Annotated in this window: 18 protein-coding genes; 15 read left to right on the forward strand and 3 right to left on the reverse strand. The window is 44.7% G+C overall.

Translation table 11 applies throughout. The annotated features are described in order from the left end of the window. The 7 genes from AB6D07_RS11725 to purF all read left to right on the forward strand — a co-directional run. On the forward strand, positions 1–1,944 hold a 1,944-nt coding region (locus AB6D07_RS11725; protein ID WP_372140718.1), incomplete at its 5' end, for a FimV/HubP family polar landmark protein. A gap of 194 nt (positions 1,945–2,138) precedes the next feature. Beyond that, entirely contained in the window at positions 2,139–2,933 is a 795-nt protein-coding gene (gene truA, locus AB6D07_RS11730) for a tRNA pseudouridine(38-40) synthase TruA (RefSeq protein WP_009848683.1), read from the forward strand. A gap of 175 nt (positions 2,934–3,108) precedes the next feature. Next, positions 3,109–4,035 carry an acetyl-CoA carboxylase, carboxyltransferase subunit beta gene (accD, locus tag AB6D07_RS11735; RefSeq protein ID WP_009848681.1) on the forward strand — a complete coding sequence of 309 codons (927 nt, stop codon included), beginning with the start codon at positions 3,109–3,111 and terminating at the stop codon, positions 4,033–4,035. Between the two features lie 42 nt (positions 4,036–4,077). Continuing rightward, positions 4,078–5,340, forward strand: coding sequence for a bifunctional tetrahydrofolate synthase/dihydrofolate synthase (gene folC / locus AB6D07_RS11740; RefSeq protein ID WP_017104032.1), 1,263 nt, complete (start codon positions 4,078–4,080; stop codon positions 5,338–5,340). Beyond that, the gene (locus AB6D07_RS11745) at positions 5,341–5,916 is read left to right on the forward strand and encodes an SPOR domain-containing protein (protein WP_012603487.1); all 576 of its coding nucleotides are present in this window, start codon (positions 5,341–5,343) and stop codon (positions 5,914–5,916) included. It abuts the gene before it with no gap. Between the two features lie 61 nt (positions 5,917–5,977). Next, positions 5,978–6,469 (forward strand): CvpA family protein, encoded by a 492-nt coding sequence (locus AB6D07_RS11750; RefSeq protein ID WP_009848678.1) that lies wholly within the window; start codon positions 5,978–5,980, stop codon positions 6,467–6,469. Between the two features lie 33 nt (positions 6,470–6,502). Beyond that, complete coding sequence (gene purF / locus AB6D07_RS11755) at positions 6,503–8,017, forward strand: amidophosphoribosyltransferase (protein ID WP_012603488.1); 1,515 nt, start codon at positions 6,503–6,505, stop codon at positions 8,015–8,017. A gap of 77 nt (positions 8,018–8,094) precedes the next feature. On the opposite strand, the gene AB6D07_RS11760 is transcribed toward purF, so the two are convergent. Then, on the reverse strand, positions 8,095–8,970 hold the full coding sequence (locus AB6D07_RS11760; RefSeq protein WP_004734167.1) for a LysR family transcriptional regulator: 876 nt from the start codon (positions 8,968–8,970) through the stop codon (positions 8,095–8,097). A gap of 228 nt (positions 8,971–9,198) precedes the next feature. Between AB6D07_RS11760 and AB6D07_RS11765 the strand changes: the two genes are divergently transcribed. The 7 genes from AB6D07_RS11765 (at position 9,199) to recR (ending at position 15,178) form a co-directional block, all read left to right on the forward strand. Beyond that, positions 9,199–10,302 (forward strand): response regulator, encoded by a 1,104-nt coding sequence (locus AB6D07_RS11765; protein WP_017104033.1) that lies wholly within the window; start codon positions 9,199–9,201, stop codon positions 10,300–10,302. A gap of 148 nt (positions 10,303–10,450) precedes the next feature. Beyond that, positions 10,451–10,588: a hypothetical protein gene (locus AB6D07_RS11770; protein ID WP_017099204.1), complete on the forward strand. Its 138-nt coding sequence runs from the start codon at positions 10,451–10,453 to the stop codon at positions 10,586–10,588. A 74-nt stretch (positions 10,589–10,662) separates the two neighbouring features. Then, the gene (locus tag AB6D07_RS11775; protein WP_029223120.1) at positions 10,663–11,034 is read left to right on the forward strand and encodes a YbaN family protein; all 372 of its coding nucleotides are present in this window, start codon (positions 10,663–10,665) and stop codon (positions 11,032–11,034) included. A gap of 161 nt (positions 11,035–11,195) precedes the next feature. Further along, positions 11,196–11,741 (forward strand): adenine phosphoribosyltransferase, encoded by a 546-nt coding sequence (gene apt, locus AB6D07_RS11780; RefSeq protein ID WP_004734171.1) that lies wholly within the window; start codon positions 11,196–11,198, stop codon positions 11,739–11,741. 18 nt (positions 11,742–11,759) lie between these two features. Next, positions 11,760–14,018, forward strand: a complete 2,259-nt coding sequence (dnaX, locus tag AB6D07_RS11785; protein ID WP_017104034.1) for a DNA polymerase III subunit gamma/tau — start codon at positions 11,760–11,762, stop codon at positions 14,016–14,018. A gap of 152 nt (positions 14,019–14,170) precedes the next feature. Then, a complete protein-coding gene (locus tag AB6D07_RS11790) occupies positions 14,171–14,500 on the forward strand; it encodes a YbaB/EbfC family nucleoid-associated protein (RefSeq protein ID WP_009848672.1) in 330 nt (109 codons plus the stop codon). 78 nt (positions 14,501–14,578) lie between these two features. Next, entirely contained in the window at positions 14,579–15,178 is a 600-nt protein-coding gene (gene recR, locus AB6D07_RS11795) for a recombination mediator RecR (RefSeq protein ID WP_004734155.1), read from the forward strand. An 83-nt stretch (positions 15,179–15,261) separates the two neighbouring features. Here the strand turns inward: recR and aqpZ are convergent, their stop codons facing one another. Together aqpZ and AB6D07_RS11805 are read right to left on the reverse strand one after the other, a co-directional pair. Continuing rightward, complete coding sequence (aqpZ, locus tag AB6D07_RS11800) at positions 15,262–15,951, reverse strand: aquaporin Z (RefSeq protein ID WP_017104035.1); 690 nt, start codon at positions 15,949–15,951, stop codon at positions 15,262–15,264. Positions 15,952–16,053: 102 nt separating this feature from the next. Further along, entirely contained in the window at positions 16,054–16,302 is a 249-nt protein-coding gene (locus AB6D07_RS11805) for a YkgJ family cysteine cluster protein (RefSeq protein WP_017059389.1), read from the reverse strand. Between the two features lie 159 nt (positions 16,303–16,461). Here AB6D07_RS11805 and AB6D07_RS11810 point away from each other — a divergent pair, with 159 nt between their 5' ends. After that, on the forward strand, positions 16,462–16,914 hold the full coding sequence (locus AB6D07_RS11810) for a YcgN family cysteine cluster protein (RefSeq protein WP_372091858.1): 453 nt from the start codon (positions 16,462–16,464) through the stop codon (positions 16,912–16,914). Positions 16,915–16,922: the final 8 nt, after the last annotated feature.

Raw genomic sequence — 16,922 nt, forward strand, 5'->3', positions numbered from 1 at the left:
GAGCCAGAGCCAGAGCCAGAGCCAGAGCCAGAGCCAGAGCCAGAGCCAGAGCCAGTTCGTGCTGCACATATGCCAGAGATCGTTCCAAATGAATTCGGTGTGCCAGAAGACGATGATTGGCTGATTGAAGATGATACGGCTCAACAAGAAACATTGGCACAAGTTGATGAAGTAGCGGAAGAGCCTGTGGTTCCTGCTGTTGAACCTCAGTTAGACCATGAACCGCAAGTTGAAGTTGCACAACAAGTTGAAACCGAACCTCAAGTAGAAGCAACGGAACAAGCTGAAGATGAGTTCTCGATTGATGATTTTGATCTTCCTGAGTTTAATGAAGAAGACGCATTGGCAGAAGCTGATGTTGAAGTAATACCAGAACCAGTTGCTCCTACTGTTGATTCTCAACTAGACGCTGAACCTCAGTTAGACCATGAACCGCAAGCAGAATCGGCACCGCAAGTTGAAGCTACGGGACAAGCTGAAGTTCTAGGACAAGAAGGCGAAGATGAGTTCTCGTTTGATGATTTAGAGCTTCCAGAGTTTGGTGAAGAAGATGCCTTGGCAGAAGCGGATGCTGAAGTAGCAACGGAGTCAGGCGTCCCTGCTGTTGATGCTCAACTAGACACAGAATCAGAATCAACACCTGAGCCGCAAGCCGAAGTAGAGCCTCAAGCTGAAACGGCTCCTCAAGTTGAAGAAACGAAACAAGCAGAAATTCTAGGGCAAGAAGGCGAGGATGAGTTCTCGTTTGATGATTTAGAGCTTCCAGAGTTTGGCGAAGAAGATGCGTTGGCGGAAGTGGTTAGCGAACCGGATGAAGCGCAGTTAGAGCAAGATCTTGCTCCAGAGTCCGAAAAGTTTGAGTTCGATGACCTTGACCTGCCTGAATACGATGAAGAGAGCGCAAAAGCGGATTCAGTCTTAGATGACATCGAACAAAGCAGTGCTGAGCCTGTAGCGGAAGAGCAAGGCGTAGAGCTCGATGAGTTTGATTTGCCGGAATACGGTGAAGACGAAGCTATCTCCGATGCGTTTGCTGAGAAACCAACGCCACTGACTTCTTTCAGCCCACAGGGTGAAGAACAAGATGCGCTGCATGATTTATTTTCAAACCCGCAGAGTTTTAGTCATGGTGATGACTTCTCGGATACAGAAGATTTCTCAGACGCAGAAGGCTTCCCAGGTGCAGAAGAGTCTGATTTGGCTAGTTTCACACAACCTGATGAATCACTCGATTCTCCGTCAGAATTAAGCCCAGTACCTTCTGAGTTAAGCTCAGTGCCTACAACAGTTCAAGACGATCTGTTAGAAGGTTTTGAGGATTTTGATGAGACAGCATTAGCTGAATTACTTTCTGAAGATGTTCAAGACTCTGTCGACAGCATGTTCGACAAGCCACTGGATGCTACATCGATTGATAGTGCAGGGCTCGATATTGACGCCATGCTTGAAGTTGGCGGCGAAGACTGGAAAGGCTTCAACCTAGCTCCTGAGCAGCAATCGAGCATGCATAATGATGTGCCTGATGATCAACAGGAGATTTGGGCGTCGGCAGATCAACAAGCTGAACCAAAAATCAAACAAGAGAATTGGGCTCAACAAGACAACCTAACCGAGTCAGACAAAGGTCGTGATAAGCAATACATGACGATTGATGAGCTGATGGCTCAAGTTGAGCAAGAAGGCGAAGACGCGATTAATCCAGATGACGAAGAGTTGAAGCTAGATGTTGGCCTAAATGAATTCCCAGACGTTATCGGTGACATTGGTAATTACGATGTCGACACCAACGCAGAAGCCGCTGGTAAGCTCGATTTGGCTAAAATCTATATCGAGATGAGTGACTCACAAGGTGCAATTAAGCTTCTAGAAGAGGCTATCGTTGACGGCAGTGATGATATTCGTCGAGAGGCAAAGAATCTTATCGATACGTTAAACGGTCGATAAATTCAAAAAATTATAAAGGGTAGCGTTGGCTACCCTTTATTTTAGGGCGATACAGTTAGCGTCTATTTTATTTAGCTTGCTAAAACCACCGTCTAGGCGGTAGTGATTGCTTATTGAAGTTTTAGCCCCATCCTATTTGGGCTAGCACTCATTTCCGTATATACTTCTCGCCCATTTTCAAAGAGAACAAGAACATGAAAATTGCTTTAGGTATTGAATATAACGGTACCCACTACTTTGGTTGGCAGCGCCAACGAGACGTGAAAAGTGTCCAAGAAGAATTGGAAAAGGCTCTTTCAGTTGTCGCGAATCACCCTGTAGAAGTTATGTGTGCTGGTCGCACAGATGCCGGTGTTCACGGTACGGGACAAGTCGTTCACTTTGAAACTAATGTCGATCGTAAAATGGTTGCATGGACAATGGGCGCAAATGCCAACATGCCAAAAGATATTGCCGTTCGTTGGGCAACAGAAGTGAATGAGGATTTCCATGCTCGTTTTTCTGCAACAGCACGCCGTTATCGCTACATTATCTTTAACCATGCTCTACGTCCTGGCATTTTGAATTCAGGTGTGAGCCATTATCATGGTCACCTTGATGAGAAAAAGATGCATGAAGCGGGTCAGTACTTACTTGGTGAGAACGACTTTACTTCGTTTAGGGCAACACATTGTCAATCTCGTAGCCCATGGAGAAACATGATTCACTTAAACGTGACTCGTCATGGGCATTACATAGTGATCGATATTAAAGCGAATGCGTTTGTTCACCATATGGTGAGGAATATTACTGGTAGCCTAATTGCGGTAGGTAAAGGTGATCAAAAACCAGAGTGGATTCAGTGGCTTTTAGAGGCTAAAGATCGAAAAGTGGCCGGCGCGACAGCGAAAGCGGAAGGCTTATACTTAGTAGATGTTGATTATCCTGAACATTTTGGACTACCAAGAGAGCCTATTGGCCCTCTATTTTTGCCGGATAATTTGAACTAAATGTGAGACTTAGGTTCAAAAAATATTACGGTTTCGTGCGTAAAATAGTCACGGAAAATAGGTACAACCAGTTTTTTATCTACAGTCGCTGTTTTATGTGCTTTAATTCCCGGCATAATTCCCAAATTTATTTCTTTCGCAATCAAGCGGAGGAATCGAAACAAAAAGGTCTTCCATGAGTTGGCTTGAAAAGATTTTAGAAAAAAGCAACATCGTAACATCTCGTAAAGCGTCAATCCCTGAGGGTGTTTGGACTAAATGTACTTCTTGTGAGCAGGTTCTTTACCATGCTGAACTAGAGCGTAACCTAGAAGTATGTCCAAAATGTGACCATCACATGCGTATGAAAGCACGTCGCCGTCTGGATACATTCCTAGACAAAGGTGAGCGTGTTGAACTAGGTACTGATCTTGAGCCACAAGACAAGCTGAAGTTTAAAGACTCTAAGCGTTACAAAGAACGTATCTCTGTTGCTCAAAAGAACAGTGGTGAAACAGACGCATTAGTTGCAATGAAAGGCGAACTGCTTGGTTTACCTATCGTTGCGTGTGCGTTTGAGTTCTCATTTATGGGCGGCTCAATGGGTTCTGTTGTTGGTGCTCGTTTTGTGAAAGCGGTAGATGCAGCTATTGAGAACAACTGTGGTTTAGTTTGTTTCTCTGCAAGTGGTGGTGCTCGTATGCAAGAGGCATTGATGTCTCTTATGCAAATGGCAAAAACCAGTGCTGCTCTAGAGCGTCTATCTGCGAAAGGCCTACCGTTTGTTTCAGTAATGACTGATCCAACAATGGGTGGCGTTTCTGCAAGTTTAGCAATGCTTGGCGATATCAATATCGGTGAACCAAAAGCGCTTATCGGTTTTGCTGGACGTCGTGTAATCGAGCAAACTGTACGTGAAGACCTTCCTGAAGGTTTCCAACGCAGTGAGTTCCTACTAGACCACGGTGCTATCGACATGATCGTTGACCGTCGTGAGATGCGTCAGCGCGTTGCAAGCCTTGTTGCTAAAATGACCAATCAGCCTTCACCATTAGTAGTTTCTGTGAACGATTCACCGAATGAAGCTGCTTATGAAGTACCAGAAGCGCCAGAAAAAGGGTAAAGTACCTTCTAACAAACCTACTTAATTATGGTTATGAGTTAGATGAGTCAACAACCTATTCCTCAAGCCACATCCTCTTTGGAGATGTGGCTTGATTATTTATCAAACATCCACACAAGCGCTATTGATCTTGGCTTAGACCGAGTTCAAGCTGTCGCCTCTAAGGCAAACCTCACCAAACCTGCTCAACATGTTATTACTGTTGCTGGAACCAACGGCAAGGGCTCAACATGTGCACTCATGGAAGCTATTCTATTGGATGCTGGTTACTCTGTTGGTGTCTACAGCTCCCCTCACTTAATTCGCTATAACGAACGTGTTCGTATCAATGGCAAAGATCTTTCTGATCAAAAGATGGTTCAGTCTTTCGATTTCATTGAGAAAGAACGTGGTGAAATCAGCCTTAGCTTTTTTGAATATGGCACTTTAGCTGCGTTACGTGCTTTTCAAACCGAAGCGGTTGATGTTGTATTGTTAGAAGTTGGTCTAGGCGGACGTTTAGACGCGACCAATATCGTTGAGCATGACGTTTCTGTGATTACTAGTTTGGCTGTCGACCATGTTGACTGGCTAGGTGATGACATTAATGTGATCGGTTTTGAGAAAGCGGGTATTTATCGTAGTGGTAAACCAGCGATTTGCGGTCAACCCAAGCCACCGGCTACGGTTGCGGCACACGCTGATGATATTAACGCTGAGTTCTACCAAGTAGGGATTCAATACACCTATGATGTAGATGGTGATACTTGGAACTGGCGCAGTGGCGCATTCCAGTTAGAATCGCTACCTATCCCAAGCTTACCGCTGCCGAACGCAGCCACCGCACTGATGGCATTAGGTACTTCAGAACTAAGCATTAGTGATGTGAACGTTGTTAACGGTATGAAGAATGCGCAGCTTCCTGGGCGTATGCAGCAAATTAGCGAACAACCGGTGGTTGTGCTTGATGTAGCACACAACCCGCATTCTGCTGAGTACTTTGCGCAGCAAGTCGCGAAGAAGTATGCAGGCAAAAATTTACACGTTGTAGTCGCCATGCTTCATGACAAAGATATCCCCGCGACATTGGAAGTATTAGCTCCAATAACAACACATTGGTACCCAGCTTCGCTGAAAGGCCCACGAGCCGCAACAGCCGCTGAATTGTGTCAAAGCTTACCTGAAGGTGTAGAGCAGTATTCAAACCCTGTTGTAGCGTTTGAAGCGGCTTTAGCTTCTGTTATAGATGACGATGTTGTGTTGGTTGTCGGTTCTTTCCATACCGTCGGTGAAGTGTTGGAGCATTGGCAGAAAAAAGGAAACTAAATGGCAAGTAAATTCCAAAGCCGATTAGTCGGCACCATCATTTTAGTGGCCATTGGCGTGATTGTATTGCCCGATGTGCTGGATGGTAAGAAGCTCCACTATAAAGAAGAGTTTGCAAGCATTCCGATTAAGCCTGAGCTTGATAGTAATGTTGAAGTGTTTGAAGTGCTCGATCCTGTTGAAGATCAGATTGCACTGCCGGACTCTCCGGTTGAGCAAGTGGTTGAAAGTGGTCGTACTGATAATTCAAATACGCAAACTGCGTCGGCTTCCAGTAACAAAGAAGCGGATAAAGTGGCGGTGGTGGTTAAGCCGGTACCTGAAAAAAATGAATACCAAGACAGTGCTTGGATTATTCAATTGATGGCTTTGAAGAATGCTGACAACGCAAAAAACGTTGTTAAGGATTTACAGAAGCGTGGTTATCAGGCTCATACCAAGCAAGAAAAAACATTTACGCGAGTAATTATTGGCCCGGATGTTTCTAAATCCAAACTTGAGCGACAAATTAAGGAATTAGAAAAAATTACGGGTTCAAAAGGCCAATTGCTCAAATTTAAACCGTTAAATCCATAAGAAAACGTTTGCGTCAGCATTTTTTCTGTTAAAATGCGCGCCAACTTAAGATGAAGAATTCATGAATTGGTTAGATTTTGTCATTTTAGGCGTGATCGGCTTCTCTGCCGTGATCAGTTTAGTTCGCGGTTTCGCTAAAGAAGCGTTGTCACTTGTTATTTGGTTTGGAGCATTTTTTATTGCTAGCCAGTACTACGCTAAATTAGCAATGTACTTCACCAATATTGAAGATGAGATGTTTCGAAACGGAACTGCGATAGCAGCATTGTTTGTTGCAACGTTAGTTGTTGGTGCCTTAGTTAACTATGTCATCGGGCAGCTAGTTCAGAAAACAGGCCTGTCGGGTACAGACAGAATCCTCGGTGTCGTCTTTGGTGGCTTACGTGGTGTTTTGATTGTTTCTGCAGTGTTGTTTTTCATGGATGCGTTTACTGCATTCCCAAGTTCTGAGTGGTGGAAGAATTCGCAATTGGTTCCGGAGTTTAGCCGAATCATTGCGCCGTTCTTCGAGCATTTACAAGCAACATCTAGTTTCTTATCTGGCGCGCTCTAGCGCCAGTTAATGTCGAAAATCGAGGATTAGGACATGTGTGGTATTGTTGGAATCGTGGGTTCAACACCTGTAAACCAGTCTATTTATGACGCTTTAACGGTATTGCAGCATCGTGGCCAAGATGCCGCTGGTATTTGTACCATAGAAAGCAATCGTTTCCGTCTGCGTAAGGCGAACGGTTTAGTTAAAGATGTTTTTGAAGCAAAACACATGCAACGCCTCCAAGGCAACGTGGGTATTGGTCATGTTCGTTATCCTACAGCGGGAAGTTCGAGTGCTTCTGAAGCTCAACCTTTCTACGTAAACTCTCCATTTGGCATCACGCTGGCACACAACGGTAACCTAACGAATGCAAGTGAAGTTCGTGAGAAGTTGTTCGAAAAAGACCGCCGTCATGTCAACACAACCTCTGACTCTGAAGTTCTACTAAACGTATTGGCTCATGAAATCGATACCGTAAAAGGTAACGTGACTTCAGATGACGTTTTCCGCGCAGTTGCAAACGTGCACCGCACTATTCGTGGTGCTTACGCAGTAACAGCGATGATCATCGGCCACGGCATGATCGCATTCCGTGACCCACATGGTATTCGTCCACTGTGTCTTGGTAAGCGTGAAATTAACGGTAAAACAGAGTACATGGTTGCGTCTGAGTCAGTAGCGTTAGACGCTGTTGGTTTTGATTTTATGCGCGATGTTGCGCCTGGTGAAGCTATCTATGCAACATTCGATGGTGAGCTTTTCACTAAACAATGCGCAGACAACCCACAACTAAACCCATGTATTTTTGAGTTTGTTTATTTTGCTCGTCCTGATTCATTCATCGATAAAATTTCGGTTTACAGCGCACGCGTTGAGATGGGTGAGATGTTAGGTAAGCGTATTAAAGAAGAGTACGCAGACCTAGACATTGACGTGGTTATTCCAATTCCTGAAACATCAAATGATATTGCTCTACGAATTGCTCAAGCGATTGATAAGCCATATCGTCAAGGTTTCGTGAAAAACCGTTACGTTGGCCGCACGTTTATCATGCCTGGTCAGCAACAACGTAAGAAGTCGGTTCGCCGTAAACTCAACGCGATTCGTTCTGAGTTTAAAGGTAAGAACGTTCTACTGGTTGATGACTCGATTGTTCGTGGTACAACATCAGAGCAGATCATTGAGATGGCTCGTGATTCTGGTGCAAACAAAGTCTTCATGGTTTCTGCCGCTCCGGAGGTTCGCTTCCCGAACGTTTACGGCATTGATATGCCGAGCGCGACTGAGTTAATTGCTCATGGTCGTGATAACGAAACGATTTGTAAGCAGATTGGTGCAGATGCTTTGATTTTCCAAACCTTACCAGACTTAATCTCTGCAGTAGGTATGGGTAATCAAGACATCTCTCGTTTTGATACATCCGTATTCAACGGTGAGTATGTAACGGGCGATATCGACCAAGCGTACCTAGATTTCCTAGATTCTTTACGTAATGACGATTCAAAGGTTGAGCGTGAGATCCAACAAGATCTCGCGAACCTAGAGTTACATAACGAAGGCGCTTAGCGTACTCATAAACATGAGTAATAAAAAACCAGAGCATCGACTCTGGTTTTTTTGTTTGCGGGGAAGGGGATTGAATCTTAGTGAATGTGGTATGCGATCACAAAATCGATAAACAATCTAACCTTCTCTGGCAGGTGGTCTTTGTGGTTGTAAAGCATGTAGATATCACGAGGGTTAGCGCTCCAGTCCTCTAAGACTTGCACTAAGCTGCCATCTTCAATGTATTCGCGGATCATAACGTCGGGCATTAGGGTGATACCGAGGCCTTCTGAACATGCTTGTCTCACGACATTGAGCGCATTCGCGTTGAAACGGCCTTTCTCGCTATTCACCACCGTCTCTTCATTCGAATTACTCAGCTGCCACTTAATCAGCGGATAGCCTTTAAGTAGCGAATGATTCGCGAGCTCTTCTGCATGACTTGGTGCCGGGTTCTTCGCTAGGTAGTCAGGACTTGCGATAAGAATATCTTTCACTTCACTGATTTTTCGAGCGATTAGACTTGAATCACGTTGTGGACCTACTCTGAAAATCACGTCCCACTCGGTTGGATCAAGCTGATCGGCTTGGTTGTTCATCATCAGCTCAATATTAATATCAGGATATTGAGTCATGAATTCACTGAACATCGGCATCATCATGCGCTTGGTCAGGTTGGAGGGTGCCGTAATGCGAATCTTACCGGAAGCTCCTTTACAAACGTCAGTCAGTTCTTCTGCAGTAGAAGATAGACGTTGCAGTAACGGAGAGCATTCGTTGAAGAAACGTTCGCCTGCCTCTGTTAAAGAGAGTTTACGCGCGTGTCTATTGAGAAGTCTTAGGTTTAGTGAATCTTCTAAGGCTTGGATGCGTCGTGTAATGGTCGCAACCGGAATCATAGTTTTGCGTGATGTTGCGGTGTAGCTCCCATTTTCAACGACAAGTCGAAAGAGGTTTAAATCATCTAATTTCATAAATCCAGACACATTTGTTTACAATCTCATCTAATTTATACGTAATAGTGAGATCAATGTTTGCGTTACGTCAATTCGTTGCACTATTTACCAGTATTCCAACCCTTGTCACGAATTTCCAGTAAAGAGTACGTATTTGTGTATTTAGCAATTTGTTACTAAGTTTTATATTAGTTCTTGGAACAGATAACAATAATAATTCGACTTAGTTTTGTGAGGTTAGAGATTATGTACAAAACTCACAGTCAGCCAGTTATGACCTCGGCTCAGGAAGTTCTCAATCAAAAATGCGTTATGTTGGTTGATGATGATCCTATTTTTCGCCGGATAACCAGCGCGTATTTAGACAAGATTGGTTATAAAGTGGTTGAGGCTGAAAATGGGCTGGACGCTCTGCAAAAGCTTAGAGACTCGGCGCCAGATTTAATTGTGTGTGACTTATCAATGCCTATTCTGGATGGCATTGAGCTTGTAGAAGAGCTCAGTTTAGAGTATCCGTCACTGCCTATGATCGTTGTGTCTGGCACCGATGATATGTCTGATGTGGCGAAAGCATTACGATTTGGTATCAAAGACTTTTTAGTCAAACCTCTGGAGGATCACGGTCATTTAGGCAGTGCGATTGCGAATACATTAACAGATTCGTTCGATAACATTTCAGACCAACGAGATTTTTCAAGCCAATGGTTTTGCGTTGATGACGGCGGAGAGATCCCTGAAGACCAAGAGCTGCATTGGCACCTAAATCACTTGCAAGATAACCCTAGTGCGGCAAGAGACTTATTGCACGCGCTACTTCCAGAGAAAGACACACGACAAGGCTCATGGCGTTGCAGTTATCGCTTACTGCAATCAACTGAAATGATGCCGCTTGTGTTTGATTATGCGTGGATGATGAACGGGCAGTTTGCTTTCTACCTTGTCGATTCGTCATCTTCTGATAACGGTGGCTCAGCGGCCACATTGTTGGTGAGAGCGTTATTCCACGATTACATCAGAAATAGAAAAGATTTTAACGTTGATCTCAAAGATATTGCGGAAATTTTGGAGAAGGGGATTCGTTGCTCTAAATGTTCAACCCCGGTTAATGCTTTGTTTGGTGTTGCTGACCTTGCTGTGGGAACTATCTCTATTTTACCTGCGGGTTTAGATGGACAATGGTCGAATGGCGAATTGAATCAACATATTGCGGCGGGCGAGCGCTTGGGTGAGAACTGTAAGAAGAACTTCATTACACGGGATCTTCCGATTGAACAAGGCTGCCAGTTATCATTGAGCCTGCTTGGATCGGCCAGTTTTAGTTTAGACATACACCAAGGGTCCACCGATTAACCCTATATTTCCTCGGTTTTTGTGAATAATTGATTAAGGTATAGTTGCGCAAATGGTGTGGCTATGCCTTTTTTGTTAAATGTCGATTTAGCAAAGCGGGTTTGGTTCGCCAGATACTTACCTTTACTAACAAAAACAAGAAGCAATCATGGCAGATAACAAAGACTTTCAAGACCCGTTTAATGTATTCTACTTTTTAGGATTTTTAGCCGCATTTTTAGTGATTCCATTATTACCAGCAACACTTACGTTGATCCGTGTATTCAATGGTTACGCAACATTCTAGTTAAGTTATCGTCGCCGATTGGTGATAGCTAACTCAAGGAGGCCACAATTAGCGTTCGAGTTTTAAGTCTCAATATTGCTGGTGGCCTTTGCATATTTCTCGCAGTTTTAGGGATAGCTTTACCCGTACTGCCAACCACGCCTTTCCTCCTTCTTGCCAGTGCATGTTTCATGCGAAGCAACCCCAAAGTTCACAAATGGATGCATGAGCATAAAACGCTGGGTCCCTTGTTGAACAATTGGTATCAACATGGTGCCGTTACCAAGCAAGTAAAAACGCGTGGCGTGTTCTTTATCTTGTTAAGTTTTGCGTTATCGATCTACTTTGCCCCGATCATTTGGGTCAAGGCTTTCCTAATTTGTGTACTTGTTATTCTTCTCACATGGTTTATGCGACTTCCAACCCATGAGTTGGTTGCTGACAGCAAAGAAAATCACTACCATTAAGCCAGTGTGCCTGCTTGTATAGCGGGCGTTTATTATTTCAGCAATTTGAGTTATGACTCTCGTTGCAATGAATACCAATCGTAGCTTTCCTTAATTCCGAGCGTTGATGTTTGATTCGTTAACGAGAGTTTGGAAAGCGGCCTAATGAAGTGCATAAGATTATGAACACAGAAAAAATCTCTCTGATCAAAGCAAGCATCAAAAGCATTCCTGATTACCCTAAAGCGGGTATTTTGTTCCGTGACGTAACAAGCTTGATGGAAGATCCTGCCGCTTACAAAGCGACAATCGATCTGTTGGTGGACACATACAAGGGCATGGGCTTTACTAAGATCGTTGGTACTGAAGCTCGTGGTTTCTTATTTGGTGCGCCTTTGGCACTAGAGCTAGGTGTTGGCTTCATTCCTGTTCGTAAACCGGGCAAGTTGCCTCGTCAAACTGTGGCACAATCTTATGAGCTTGAGTACGGCACTGATACGCTAGAAATTCATACCGATGCTATCGTTGAAGGCGATAAAGTGCTGATGGTTGATGACTTGTTAGCAACAGGCGGTACGATTGAAGCGACAACGAAGCTGATTCGTCAGCTTGGTGGTGTGGTTGAACACGCTGCATTTGTTATTAACCTTCCAGAAATCGGTGGTGATAAGCGCTTACAAGGCTTAGGTCTAGAAGTGTTTAGCATCTGCGAATTCGACGGTCACTAATCCTTTTCGGAATTATTCATGAGCTATCTTGCGTTAGCGCGAAAATGGCGACCAACCAAATTCAAAGAAGTGGTTGGTCAAGCCCATGTTTTAACAGCATTAGAGAATGCCCTTAGCCAAAATAGGTTGCATCACGCTTACCTATTCAGCGGTACACGAGGTGTCGGTAAAACGACCATCGGCCGTTTGTTTGCGAAGGGACTCAACTGTGAAACAGGCATTACTTCAACCCCTTGTAGTGAGTGTGCAACCTGTAAAGAGATCGATGAAGGTCGTTTTGTTGACCTGCTCGAGATCGATGCTGCCTCACGTACAAAGGTAGAAGATACCCGCGAGCTTCTGGACAATGTTCAGTACAAGCCTGCACGTGGTCGCTTCAAGGTTTACCTAATCGATGAAGTACACATGCTGTCTAGGCACAGTTTTAACGCGCTTCTAAAGACCTTAGAAGAGCCGCCTGAGTATGTGAAGTTCTTGCTCGCAACGACCGATCCACAAAAGCTTCCGGTTACGATTCTTTCACGTTGTTTGCAGTTCCATCTTAAGCCGATCAGTGTCGATAATATCCACGAGCAGCTCGATCATATTCTTGAACAAGAAAATGTGACATCTGAACCTCGTGCGCTTGGGATGATTGCTCATGCTGCTGATGGCAGTATGCGTGATGCGCTAAGCCTGAGTGACCAAGCTATCGCATTAGGTAACGGTAATGTCGTAACAGACACTGTTGCTCATATGCTTGGAACGCTGGATACAGACCAAGCGATTCACCTACTTGAAGCGACTAGCAGTAAACAGCCTCAGCAGGCGATGGCTTGTATTCAAGCTCTTGCTGAAAATGGCGTTGAGTGGGATGGATTGCTGAGTCAACTTGCGACTCAATTACACCGTTTGGCGATGTATCAAGCTCTGCCGTCTACTTTAGACAAGGCCCAGCCTGATGCTGAAAGGCTGGAACTGCTGAGCAAAACGTTAAGCCCTCAAGACATCCAACTCTACTACCAGATAGTGTTAAAAGGTCGTCAAGACTTGCCATTATCGCCAACCGCTCGTGTTGGTATTGAGATGGTGGTTCTGCGTATGTTGGCATTTAGGCCTGCTGAGCAAACTGTTGCTACGGCAATCTCGACTCAGTCGACAAGCCCAGCGCCAGCTCCTGCAACTCAGAATCCGGTTCAGAACCAGGTTCAGAGTGTTGCTCAGCCAATGAGTCAACCGGTGCCAGAGCCGAGACAGCCAGTTCAGGCTCCTGTGGGTTCACAGCCTCAAGTACAGCAACAAGCTTCTGTTCAGCAGCCTGTGCAACAGCAACAACAGAACCCGGCACAATATTCAGATTCGCAAGGTTACGTTGATCACTCAGGCAACCAAGGTTATCCAGAACAGGATTACCCGCACAGCCAGTATGATGTACCACCTGCTTATGATGAGCGTTCAAGTTACGGTGCAGATCAGCCTCAGCAGCAACAAACGAATTATCAGAGCCAGAGTCCGGTTCAACAGCCAAGCGCTGCGCCTTCTGCTCCTCCTGTTTCACAAGAGCAACCCGCGCGTGCAACTTCACCGGTGAGTGGTTTACGCCACCAATTGCGCTCTCAACGCAGAGGCAGCGCGGCAACAGATAACAAAGGCTCAACGCCAAAAAAGGCTAAAGCGACACCAGCTAAAACTTCAGTTCTTGACCGAGTTGCTCAGCAACACGGTGGTTCTGAGCGGGTGTCGCCAGCTTCTTTATCAGCCTCTTCTACTGAAAAGGTAACCAATGATAATGAACCTTATCGCTGGAAACCGTCTAAACCTGTAGTGAAAGAGGTGAGCAAAGAGCTTACACCTACTCAGATCAAGCGTGCGTTAGAGCATATTAAGACACCAGAAATGGTCGATAAATTGCTTCAAGAGTCGATTGCTCAAGATGAATGGTCTGCCACGATTCAAAAGCTAGAGACAGCCAAGCTTGTTGAACAGTTAGCATTGAACTCAGTGTTTGCTAAAAACGACACATCAATCACTTTAACGTTAAGAGCGAGCCAAGCTCACTTGAATACGGATCGCGCACAGAGCGAACTATTACAGTCGCTCAATACCGTGTTGGGAGAAGAGTGTCATTTGAGTGTTGAAATCGGCGATGGTGGAGAAACGCCACTAGAACTACGAGAAAGATTGTATCAAGGTAAGTTGAAAGACGCGTTTACCGCTTTGGAAAACGATGCCAACGTACAGTTTATTGAAAGACGTTTTGCTGCAGAACTCGACAGAGACAGCGTTCGTCCTATCTAGAACTTTTTCACGTTTAGTGACCGGCGTATCATCCCAGATAAGCAAATCTGAGAACTGAACACCGAGGGGTTGAATCACACTGTTTTAACCCCCACTTAAGCACGTATAGCTTAATTAATTTTAATAAACCAATTAGACCAGAGAGTATTAACATGTTTGGTAAAGGCGGTATGGGCAACATGATGAAGCAAGCCCAGCAAATGCAAGAGCGCATGCAAAAGCTTCAAGAAGAAATCGCAAATATGGAAGTTACAGGTGAGTCAGGTGCTGGCCTTGTAAAAGTAACGATCACTGGTAGCCACAGCGTTCGCCGTGTTGATATCGATGAAAGCCTAATGGAAGACGATAAAGAGATGCTTGAAGATCTTATCGCTGCTGCTTTCAACGATGCGGCTCGTCGCGTTGAAGAAACTCAAAAAGAGAAAATGGCTGGCGTAACTGGCGGAATGCAACTTCCACCAGGTATGAAGATGCCTTTCTAAGTAACTCATTCTTAGAGGTTAATTCTCGTAGTAGCTTGTGTTGAACTGGCCATTACTTGAAAATCAGAACGGTTATATATGCGTACCAGTCATATGCTGGAGCATTTGATGGAGGCCTTACGTTGTCTACCTGGGGTTGGCCCCAAGTCGGCGCAGCGTATGGCCTTTCATTTGTTACAGCGCGATAGAAAAGGCGGCCTGCAGTTGGCTGAAGCTCTTAGCCAAGCAATGACAGAAATTGGTCATTGTAATGAGTGCCGTACTTTTACCGAAGAAGAGACCTGCCACATTTGTACCAATCCTAAACGTCAGGATAACGGTCAAATTTGTGTAGTAGAGAGCCCTGCAGACATCGCAGCCATTGAAGCAACTGGCCAATATTCAGGTCGTTACTTTGTGCTTATGGGGCATCTTTCACCACTTGATGGTATTGGTCCAAGTGACATCGGTCTCGATGTCTTGGATTACCGCTTACGTCGTGGTGATATCACTGAAGTTATTTTAGCGACTAACCCGACAGTAGAAGGGGAGGCTACAGCACATTACATTGCTGAGCTATGTAATGCCCATGAAGTGAACGCTAGCCGTATCGCCCATGGTGTTCCTGTTGGTGGTGAGCTCGAGCTAGTGGATGGCACCACGCTTTCACACTCGTTACTCGGTCGTCATAAAATCTAAAAAAGCCGCTTGGTGAACCATCACCAAGCGGCTTTTTCTTTTATGGTTCTCAAAGGTTTCTATTCCAAAACACTTCTCTGAGCTTAATCTGAACCTTTCACCGCTTTGTATATCATTGCGCCAATCACGGCACCAATAATCGGTGCAATCCAGAATAGCCATAACTGAGAAACAGCCCAATCACCAACAAATACAGCCACGCCGGTACTTCGAGCGGGGTTAACAGAGGTGTTCGTTACAGGTATACTGATAAGGTGGATTAAGGTTAAACAGAGACCAATTGCGATAGGAGCAAATCCAGCAGGTGCTTTCGAATCTGTCGCGCCCATGATCACGAATAGGAACACCATGGTCATGACCACTTCACAAACGAGTGCAGCGGTAAGTGAGTAACCGCCCGGTGAGTGTTCACCATAACCATTGGAAGCAAAGCCAGAGGCAGCTGCATCAAAGCCAGCTTGGCCTGAAGCAATCACAAATAACACGCCACCTGCGATAATACCGCCAATCACTTGGGCAATAATATAAGGTGCGACATCTTTGGCATCAAAGCGACCACCGCTCCACAGTCCAATAGTAACAGCAGGGTTGAGATGACAGCCGGATATATGGCCAATAGCAAAAGCCATGGTGAGAACGGTTAAACCAAAAGCGAGGGAAACTCCGAGTAGACCAATTCCCACATCAGGGAAAGCCGCGGCTAAGACGGCACTACCACAACCGCCTAACACCAACCAAAACGTACCAAACATTTCTGCAATATACCTATTCATAACGATCCTTATTAATCTGTACCAGTATCAACAAGATAGTTTAGATTTCGCAAGTTTGTGAAATCTTGGGCATATAGGAGGAAGAAAAGGTCAGATAATCTTTTAGGTAATGGCTTCTAACTCGATCAGGTTATCAAGGGCTTCTTGATCTGTTTTGCCACAGATGACAGGGCAGGCTTTGAATTGGTGACATACCTTCGGGCGTGAAGGTTGACCAAATAATTTGCATAGATCTTGCTCATTTAATTGAATGCAGCGTACGCCAGCAGGCTTGCCATTAGGCATTCCAGGAATAGCAGATGTAATACTTGGAGCGATACAACAAGCTCCACAACCTAGGCGACATTCCATCAAATTAAACTCACTAAATAACAGGGTGCGCGATAGTAGCAAAAAATGAGGAGAGTGGCAGCTGTTGATTGAATCAAAGAATGAACAATTATTATCCTTGAACTTTTTATGGGCTAGCGGTATAACACGCACCCCAGTAAAAGAGTAAGAAGTAATCCTATGACGATTCCATTTTGGCAAGAAAAGACACTAGAGCAAATGACCGAGAACGAGTGGGAATCACTGTGTGACGGTTGTGGTAAGTGTTGCCTACATAAACTAATGGATGAAGATAGCGATGAAGTTTACTACACTAATGTGGCGTGTAGCTGGTTAAACGACAAAACATGTTCGTGTAAAGATTACCCGAACCGTTTCACTTCAGGTGAAGAGTGTCTGAAGCTGACTCGTGACAAGATCGATGAATTTCACTGGTTACCAGACACTTGTGCTTACCGTCTTCTATCAGAATCTAAGCCGATCCCAGAATGGCACCCATTGATTACTGGATCAAAAACAGAGATGCATGCAGCAGGTGAAAGCGTTCGTAACAAAGTGGTATATGAAATTGATGTTGTCGATTGGGAAGATCACATTCAAAACTTACCTGATAGACTAAAACCTCATAATTAACTTTAAAA

The sequence above is a fragment of the Vibrio sp. 10N.239.312.C11 genome (assembly GCF_041466065.1).
Lineage (GTDB): Bacteria > Pseudomonadota > Gammaproteobacteria > Enterobacterales > Vibrionaceae > Vibrio > Vibrio tasmaniensis_A.

Bases quoted from the DNA above. Each gene is read 5' to 3' on its own strand.
- dnaX (WP_017104034.1), top strand. From the start codon at position 11,760: ATGAGCTATCTTGCGTTAGCGCGAAAATGGCGACCAACCAAATTCAAA.
- AB6D07_RS11805 (WP_017059389.1), bottom strand. From the start codon at position 16,302: ATGGAATGTCGCCTAGGTTGTGGAGCTTGTTGTATCGCTCCAAGTATT.
- aqpZ (WP_017104035.1), bottom strand. From the start codon at position 15,951: ATGAATAGGTATATTGCAGAAATGTTTGGTACGTTTTGGTTGGTGTTA.
- AB6D07_RS11810 (WP_372091858.1), top strand. From the start codon at position 16,462: ATGACGATTCCATTTTGGCAAGAAAAGACACTAGAGCAAATGACCGAG.
- purF (WP_012603488.1), top strand. From the start codon at position 6,503: ATGTGTGGTATTGTTGGAATCGTGGGTTCAACACCTGTAAACCAGTCT.
- AB6D07_RS11750 (WP_009848678.1), top strand. From the start codon at position 5,978: ATGAATTGGTTAGATTTTGTCATTTTAGGCGTGATCGGCTTCTCTGCC.
- AB6D07_RS11765 (WP_017104033.1), top strand. From the start codon at position 9,199: ATGTACAAAACTCACAGTCAGCCAGTTATGACCTCGGCTCAGGAAGTT.
- apt (WP_004734171.1), top strand. From the start codon at position 11,196: ATGAACACAGAAAAAATCTCTCTGATCAAAGCAAGCATCAAAAGCATT.
- folC (WP_017104032.1), top strand. From the start codon at position 4,078: ATGAGTCAACAACCTATTCCTCAAGCCACATCCTCTTTGGAGATGTGG.
- recR (WP_004734155.1), top strand. From the start codon at position 14,579: ATGCGTACCAGTCATATGCTGGAGCATTTGATGGAGGCCTTACGTTGT.
- AB6D07_RS11760 (WP_004734167.1), bottom strand. From the start codon at position 8,970: ATGAAATTAGATGATTTAAACCTCTTTCGACTTGTCGTTGAAAATGGG.
- AB6D07_RS11745 (WP_012603487.1), top strand. From the start codon at position 5,341: ATGGCAAGTAAATTCCAAAGCCGATTAGTCGGCACCATCATTTTAGTG.
- AB6D07_RS11770 (WP_017099204.1), top strand. From the start codon at position 10,451: ATGGCAGATAACAAAGACTTTCAAGACCCGTTTAATGTATTCTACTTT.
- AB6D07_RS11790 (WP_009848672.1), top strand. From the start codon at position 14,171: ATGTTTGGTAAAGGCGGTATGGGCAACATGATGAAGCAAGCCCAGCAA.
- accD (WP_009848681.1), top strand. From the start codon at position 3,109: ATGAGTTGGCTTGAAAAGATTTTAGAAAAAAGCAACATCGTAACATCT.
- truA (WP_009848683.1), top strand. From the start codon at position 2,139: ATGAAAATTGCTTTAGGTATTGAATATAACGGTACCCACTACTTTGGT.